This window comes from Corallococcus sp. AB049A (genome assembly GCF_003668885.1).
GTDB classification, from domain to species: Bacteria; Myxococcota; Myxococcia; order Myxococcales; family Myxococcaceae; genus Corallococcus; species Corallococcus interemptor.
In genome coordinates, this window is the sequence record NZ_RAWL01000417.1 from 1 (window position 1) to 7,410 (window position 7,410).

Consider the following 7,410-nt stretch of genomic DNA (forward strand, 5'->3'; position numbering starts at 1 on the left):
GTCCTCCACCGCTCCGGCCACCAGCGCCCAGGAACCGCAGGGGCTCCTGCACAAGTACCGCGAGCTCTTGAAGAAGCACGCCGCGCTGGTGCGCAAGCTGGGGGAGCACGCCCGGCGGCAGGGCATCACCTTCAAGCTGTCGCGCTGGGCGCTGGAGACCAGCGACAGCGCGCTCGCGGTGCTGAACGCCAGCAGCGTGGTGCTGGCCAACAACCGCTGGCATGCGCTGGGGCGGCTGCGCGGCCCGTGGCGGCGCGAGGAGGACGGCGCGGAGCGGATGGCCCTGCGCGACGTGGGCCAGGCGGAGGCCGCGGCGGTGCTCGGGCGCCCCGAAGGCGTCGCGAGCGTTGCGCGCTACCGCCAGGCGCGCGAGCCCCACCCCCGGGTGCTGGAGGTGCGCGCCGAGCGCGTCACCGGCCACATGCAGGGGCAGGTGCTGGTGCTGGTGCGCGACATCACCGAACAGGCGCGCGCCGAGGCGGAGCTGGTGAACGCGCGCGCCACCCTGCTGGAGCGCGAGAAGGTGCGCGCCCTGGGCGAGCTGGCGGCGGGCATCGCGCACGACCTGCACTCCACGCTCGACGCCATGCGCCTGCGGCTGCAGCTGCTCCAGCGCGAGGTGCCCCCCACGCCCAGGAGCCAGCAGCACCTGGACGCGCTCATGCGCGTCGTGGCGGACGCGGAGGCGCGCGTGGAACGGCTCCAGGACTTCTCCCGCCGCAAGCCCGGCTCCGTCCTGGAGCCCGTGCAGCTGGCGGACGTGGTCCGCGACGCGGTGGACATCGTCCGGGGCGGCATCGAGCACCAGTCGCGCCAGGGCGGCCATTCCCTGCGGCTGGACGTGGCGCTGCCCGAGGGGCTTCCCCACGTGACCGGCTCCGCCATGGAGCTGCGCTACGTGGTCATCAACCTCATCATCAACGCGCGCGACGCCATGCTCCAGGGCGGCGTCATCCGCGTGCGGGCCTTCAAGGCCGGCAAGCTCGTGCGGCTCACGGTGGAGGACGAGGGCACCGGCATTCCGCAGGAGCACCTGGAGAACATCTTCAAGCCCTTCTTCACCACCAAGGGCGACAAGGGCACCGGCCTGGGGCTGTCCATGGCCCACGGCGTGGTGACGCAGGCGGGGGGCACGCTCACCGCGGCCAACCGCCCGGAAGGGGGCGCGGTGTTCACGCTCACCTTCCCCGCGCTGAAGGCCGCGTCCGCGCGGGGCGGGACGCGCTGACGCAAGGGAAGGCCCTTCAGCCCGTCTGCTCCGGCTCCTCGGGGACACCGAGCACCCTCGGCTCTCCGGCCAGCGCATTCGAGCGGGGCGCCGCGAGCACCACCTCGCGCAGGAGCGCGACCTGGGCCTCGGCCGTGCGGGCGCGCTCCTCGAAGCGCAGCGCGGAGCGGTCATGGCTGCGCTCCCGGGCCTGCGCGGCCAGCCGGCGGGACAGGGACGCGCTCTCCTCCAGCGCCCGCAGCGCGGCCCACAGCGCGCCGTCCAGCTGGTTCTGCTGCGAGCCGGACAGCGCCTCCGCCGTGTACGCGTGGCCCGTGCGGCAGCGGAAGCGCAAGAAGCCGTCCTCCTCCAGTTCGAAGAGCACGCCGCCGCAGTCCGGACAGCCGTAATAGGACGGCTTCGCGTACTCCAGCGGCGAGGGCGGGTCATCCATGGAAGGGATGTCCACCTTCATCGCCTTCACCTCCGTTTCCACCTGCCGCGACCGCTTGCGCGAGCGCGGCGCGACGGGCGTGTCCACCAGCCGCGTCAGGAGCGGCCCCAGTTCCTCCAGGCCCACGCAGTGGTCCACCGCCACGAACTCCAGCGCGCTCTTCGGCATGTCCGGACAGAACGCGTCGCGCGGGTCCTGCACCACCGCCAGCCCGCCCTCCTTCTTCACCGCCATGAGGCCGCTGGTGCCGCAGTCCAGCGCGCCCGTCAGCACCACGCCCACCACGCGCGGGCCGTAGCTGCTCGCGGCCGAGCGGAACAGCGGATCCACCGCCGGACGGTGGCCGTTCTCCTTGGGACCCTTCATCACCCGCACGCGGCCCTGCTCCACCAGCAGGTGTCTGTCATTGGGCGCCACGTAGATGCGGCCCGGCTCCAGCGCGTCTCCGTCCTGGGGATGGTGGGCCTTCAGGGCACCGGAGCGGGTGAGGATCTCCGGCAGGTAGCTGCGGCGCTGGGCGGGAACGTGGAGCACCAGCAGCACGCAGGCGGCCAGGTCCCCGGGCAGCTGTTTCACCAGCTGGGTCAGGGCCTCCACGCCCCCCATGGATGCGCCGATGACGACGATGTCGTGGCGTTGCACGTTCACGTTCCCATCCCCCGGCGCGAAGCGGACTCACCGCGTCTCTCTCAAGCTAGGCAGGGCGCCGTGGCCGTGCGGCCCGGTCAGCCCCCTTCCTCGACGGACGGGCAGGCGGCGGATGTGTTGTACGGCGTCATGGGTTTCCTCCAGGTCGGGAGGCCACCGACCTGCCCTGGGGCGCTCGTACCCCGCGAAACCCGGGATGGCCCCCAGGGGTGCCCACCCGGCAGGGTGAAACATGTGGTTTCAATTGGAAGGTTTCAGAAAATTCCAGGGACGCTGGCCAGACGGGAGAGGGGTGGGTGATACTCGGGAAGTGCCCGGGCCACTGTTTTCCCTGGGGCGGCATCTTGCCGGCCGGGGCACCCAACTGTCGGTTCCAGGGGGAGCCACCATGTCGGAGACCAAGATTCGCGTCCTCATCGTGGACGATGACCCGGACCAGCTCGCGCTGACGGAGCGCTCGTTGTCCTCGTACAACTTCGAGGTGCGCACGCATCGCTCGTCCCTGGGGGTGTCCAACCTGGTGCGCACCACGGCGCCGGACCTGGTGCTCCTGGACGTGAACATCCCGGCGCTGAGCGGCGACAAGGTGCTGGCCCTGGCGCGGCAGCAGGCCCCGGAGAACACCCGCTTCGTCCTCTACTCGGCGTCGGACGAGTCGAAGCTGCGCGCGCTGGCGCTGGCCGCGGGCGCGGACGGCTACCTGTCCAAGAGCACGCAGGGCGCGGACCTGGCGCGCAAGCTGGAGCGGCTGCACAAGCGCCCCCGCGTCGCCGCGGGCACCTGACCGGCACCTGAGCCGATGGGCTACTCGCCCACGAGCGCGCCGACCTCCAGGAACACCTGCCGGAAGTCACCGGCGGCGCCCACGAGGCGCAGGTTCTGCGCCAGGCCGCCGGTGGCGCGGAAGAACATCATCGCCTCCGGGGGCGGCCGGATGCGCATCATGCGCGCGGCGTTCTTGGTGAAGTGGTTGCGCATGTCGCGGTTGATGTCGCAGGTGCCGTAGTCATACGGCGAGCTGCGCATGGGCCGCCCGGCGATGTGCAGCACCTCGCGCAGGAGCACCTCGGCTTCCGCCTCCGCCAGCTCCACGGAGAAGCCCACCTCACGGCACAGGCCCAGCACGTCCAGCGTCTCCAGCCGCAGCGCCTGCTGGAACATGCGGCGGTTGGCCGTGACGAAGGTGGGGCTGAAGCGCTTGATGGAGCCGAAGTCCAGCAGCCCCATGCGCCCGTCCGGCATCACCATGAAGTTGCCGGGGTGCGGATCCGCGTGGATTTCTCCCGCGTCCAGGAACGGCCCGTAGGTGGCGCGGATGAGCTGGCGCGCGACGCGGAAGCGCGTTTCCGGATCCGGAGACGTCGTCACCCAGTCCTTGAGCGTCTGGCCTTCCAGCAGCTCCAGCGTGAGCACGCGGTGGGCGCTGCGCTCCTCGATGACCTGGGGCACGTACAGGTCCGGCAGCCGCGACACGCTCTTCGCGAAGCTCTTGGCCAGCTGCGCCTCGCGGCGGTAGTCCAGCTCCAGCATGAGTTCGTCGCGGAACTCCTGGAAGTAGGCGGTGCCGTCCATCATCCGCGACGTCTTGGACACCGTCTTCACGACGAGCCCCAGGTTGTCCATGTCGTGGCCCATGGACACGTCGATGCCGGGGTACTGCACCTTCACGGCGACGGGGCGGCCGTCGTGCAGCACGGCGCGGTGCACCTGGCCCAGCGACGCGGCGGCGAGCGCGTCCGGGGAGAACTCCTTGAACAGGGCCTCCGGCGGCGCGCCCAGCTCCTCCTGCACCACGCGCGACACCTGCGCGTAGGACATGGCGGGGGCCTGGTTCTGCAGCCGGGCCATCATCTGCCGCACTTCCGGCGTGAGCAGGTCCGGGTCCATGGAGAGGGCCTGGCCCAGCTTCATGGCCGCGCCCTTCATCTCCCCCAGCGTGGCCACCAGCTTCTCCGCGGTGCCCAGGCTGAGCAGCTCCGTGGGGCTCGTCCCGGACAGCTGTTTGGCGCCCGCCTTGAGCACCTCCGAGCCCACGTGCATGGAGAGACCGGCCAGCTTGCGCAGGCGGTTGAAGCGCCCCTGGGGCGGCAGCTTGTCGTCGGGTTCGGAAGCCATGGGAGAGGAGAGGATTAACGAAGACTCCTCTCCCATACGCAAGACGCCCCCGGGATGGATGTGAGCCCGGCTCCCCTACCTGGGAGCGGCCGAGCCGCGCACCCGGGCCCGGAGGAAGCGCCAGCGCTTGAGCCCCTCCAGGTCCAAGGGGTCCGCGCGGACCGCCAGCTCGTAGGCGGCGAGCGCCTCCTCCAGCCGGCCCACGGACGCGAGCGCGTCACCGGACAGGCGGTGGACGGCGGCGCGGCCCTCGCGGCCGGTGTTGCCGGCGAGGAAGCGGCGGCGGCACTGCTCCAGCATGGTGGCGGTGAGGCCCGCGGCGAGGCACCGCTCGATGCCCTCCACGTTGCCCAGCGTGGCGTCGTACTCCACGCGCCGCTCCACGTTGCCCAGCGTGTGGAGCGCCCCGGCCACGCGATCCAGCGCGCGGTCCACCTGGGCGCGCTGGCTGTCCGACAGCGGGCGGGCCTTGAGCAGCTCCAGGGCCCCGCGGGCGCGCTGGGCCGCGGTGCGCACGGACTCCAGCGTGGCGTCGCGCGGCAGCTCCAGCACGGCGTACGGGTCCCCGGCGAGCCGCCGGCGGAAGCCCTGCAGCACGGCCTCCGCCTGCGCGTCCTCGGGCGTGGGGATGGCGGCGGTCTGCGCGGACGTGGCGCGCGTGCTGTTCTTGAGCTGGGCCAGCTGGGCCTGGAAGGCGGGGCTCGCGTCGCGCAGCTGGACTCCAAAGCCCGGGGACATGTTCCACGCCTGGGCCTGCTCGGCGGTGACGTGGCGCACCACCTGCGCGGTGCAGGGCAGCTCGCCGCCGGGCAGCCGCAGCACCAGCGACACCTCCGACAGGAGCGCCGGGGGCGTGGAGGTGGACTGGAAGAAGAGGCCGGAGCGGCCCACCCACTCGCCCTTGAGCTCCACCGGGGCCTGCGTGCCCTGGCCGCGCAGCAGCGCGGTGAGCGGCGGCGCGGAGGGCGCGGGCGGCGGCGCGAGCGACGCCTCCAGGGCCGTTTTCAGCTCCGCGGCGGAGGCGAAGCGGTGGTCGGGCCGCTTGGCCAGCGCGCGCAGCAGCACGCGCGACAGGGCCTCCGGCACGGCGGGGTTCAGTTCGTGCGGCGGGACGGGCTCCTTCTGCAGGTGGCCCACCAGGATTTCGGCGGCGGTGCGGCCGTAGAAGGGCACCTGGCCGGTGAGCAGCAGGTACGCGAGCACGCCGGCGGCGTAGAGGTCGCTGCGCGCGTCCACGATGCCGTCGCCGCACTGCTCGGGGGCCATGAACTCCGGCGTGCCCAGGAGGACGCCGACCTCGGTGGTCATCTCTCCGGCGGGGCGGGACAGGAGCTTGGCGATGCCGAAGTCGAGCAGCTTCACGCGCTGCTTGCCGTTGGCGTTGGGGACGAGGAAGACGTTGGCGGGCTTCAGGTCGCGGTGGACGATGCCGTGCGCGTGCGCGGCGCCCAGGGCGTCACACACCTGCGTCATCAGCTCCACGACGAGCGCCGGGGCCATGGGGCCTCGGGCGAAGTTGGCCAGGCTGTCGCCTTCCAGGTACTCCATGACGAGGTACGGGCGCCCGTCGCGCGAGTCCAGGTCGTAGAGGGTGACGACGTTCTCATGCTGCACCAGCGTGAGCGTGCGGGCTTCGGACAGGAAGCGCGCGACCAACTCCGGGGCCTGGGCCAGGTGCGCGTGGAGCACCTTGATGGCCACGCGCTTCTGGATGAGCGTGTGCTCCGCGAGGAACACGGTGCCCATGCCGCCGCGGCCCAGCTCGCGCACGACGCGGAAGCGGCCGAACTCCTGGCCCACGAGGGAAGGCACCACGGGCGTGAGAGACGACATGGGAGTGGGCGGTGCGGGCAGCGAGGCCGCGGGTCCCGGCGGCGGCGTGCCGGCGTAGAGCATCGTGCCGCCATTGAGGTCCAGCCCGCGCATCAGCGTGGGACACGCCTCCGCTTCGGAGTGGGGCTGACCGCAAGAACAGATGAGAGGCGACGGGGCGAGCACGTAGGGACCGGAACCTGCGAAGGCGATGCGGGGGTGAGGACAGCGTCAGCGGCCGATGCGAGCGGTGTGCCAGCAACCGGGGTTTTCCGGTTCACGCGGTCGGCCACGCCAACCGGTTGATCCGCTTCGCTTTTCCGACATTCGGATGCGGCGTGGGTCCCAGTTCATCGGCAGACACCCCTCGGTTACGGGGAGTTTTTACAGCCCCGGGACGGAACAGTTTTCCGTCCAGCACATCCCAATACGTTTGGTCCGCAAGACCTTGGGCGACTTCCGCTCCGCCTTCCCTTCAACCGTCCTGCCGTGCAGCGAAAGTCCCTTCAAGATGACAGCACGCCGTGCGGGTTTCCAGTGCGCAGCGACAGGAACATCCCCGCTGGAAAACATCTCGTCCGCTCTCGAAGAAAGCCGTGATTGCGCATCTGGCTGCGGGAGCCGGGAAGACACTGCGGCCCTAGAGGAACGTTCGGTTCGAACTGTGTCGGGAGGCCGACAAATCGGCCCCGGATGAAGTGGCCTGCACGGATGACGGGGCTTTCACGGCTTCTGTCAGGACGCGGCTGCGTGCGGTGGGGACGCGGGGTTTGTCACCCGTCCTGCATCAGGTTCTTGAGCCAGAACCAGCGTCCGTTGGAGCGGAGGGCGCCCTCCAGGAACTCGGAGAAGGCGCTGGCGATCCGGGGGCACTGGGAGGGATCCGGGAAGCCTTCGCGGAAGCCGTCACGCAGGGGATAGCGGCCCTCGTGCTGCTGGCTCACGTCGAGTAGGACGTAGTTCCCGTCACGGACCTCGCAGAGGGCGTACCAGGACGCGGGGCCTGAGCGGTCCGTGTCGTCCTGGCTCATGACGATCCGCGCGCGGCGGAGCTCGGACAGTGGAGGGAAGGAGAACGCGGGGTCGACGCGGTCGAAGAGGTCCGCGCCATCGCAGTGCAGGTAGAAGGCGCGCAGGTCCGGGTCCAACCGCCATCCGGCGCGTTGTTCGAAGG

At 71.2% G+C, this 7,410-nt stretch carries 6 protein-coding genes; 2 read left to right on the top strand and 4 right to left on the bottom strand.

Going from position 1 to position 7,410, the window contains the following annotated elements:
- Positions 1-1,228, top strand: a 1,228-nt coding sequence (locus D7X55_RS31980; protein WP_121725045.1) for a sensor histidine kinase, incomplete at its 5' end; no start/stop codon positions are given.
- Between the two features lie 16 nt (positions 1,229-1,244).
- Here D7X55_RS31980 and D7X55_RS31985 read toward each other — a convergent pair.
- Positions 1,245-2,309: a chemotaxis protein CheB gene (locus tag D7X55_RS31985; RefSeq protein WP_233610196.1), complete on the bottom strand. Its 1,065-nt coding sequence runs from the start codon at positions 2,307-2,309 to the stop codon at positions 1,245-1,247.
- A gap of 388 nt (positions 2,310-2,697) precedes the next feature.
- Here D7X55_RS31985 and D7X55_RS31990 point away from each other — a divergent pair, with 388 nt between their 5' ends.
- Complete coding sequence (locus tag D7X55_RS31990; protein WP_120548103.1) at positions 2,698-3,093, top strand: response regulator; 396 nt, start codon at positions 2,698-2,700, stop codon at positions 3,091-3,093.
- A 20-nt stretch (positions 3,094-3,113) separates the two neighbouring features.
- Here D7X55_RS31990 and D7X55_RS31995 read toward each other — a convergent pair whose 3' ends face one another.
- The 3 genes from D7X55_RS31995 to D7X55_RS32005 all read right to left on the bottom strand — a co-directional run.
- Positions 3,114-4,424 (bottom strand): AarF/ABC1/UbiB kinase family protein, encoded by a 1,311-nt coding sequence (locus tag D7X55_RS31995; RefSeq protein ID WP_120548102.1) that lies wholly within the window; start codon positions 4,422-4,424, stop codon positions 3,114-3,116.
- A gap of 75 nt (positions 4,425-4,499) precedes the next feature.
- Entirely contained in the window at positions 4,500-6,350 is a 1,851-nt protein-coding gene (locus D7X55_RS32000; RefSeq protein WP_233610197.1) for a serine/threonine-protein kinase, read from the bottom strand.
- Positions 6,351-7,009: 659 nt separating this feature from the next.
- Positions 7,010-7,410 (bottom strand): SMI1/KNR4 family protein (locus D7X55_RS32005; RefSeq protein WP_233610198.1); only part of this gene is annotated, 401 nt, incomplete at its 5' end.

Bases quoted from the DNA above. Each gene is read 5' to 3' on its own strand.
- D7X55_RS32000 (WP_233610197.1), bottom strand. From the start codon at position 6,350: ATGCGCGGGCTGGACCTCAATGGCGGCACGATGCTCTACGCCGGCACG.
- D7X55_RS31990 (WP_120548103.1), top strand. From the start codon at position 2,698: ATGTCGGAGACCAAGATTCGCGTCCTCATCGTGGACGATGACCCGGAC.
- D7X55_RS31995 (WP_120548102.1), bottom strand. From the start codon at position 4,424: ATGGCTTCCGAACCCGACGACAAGCTGCCGCCCCAGGGGCGCTTCAAC.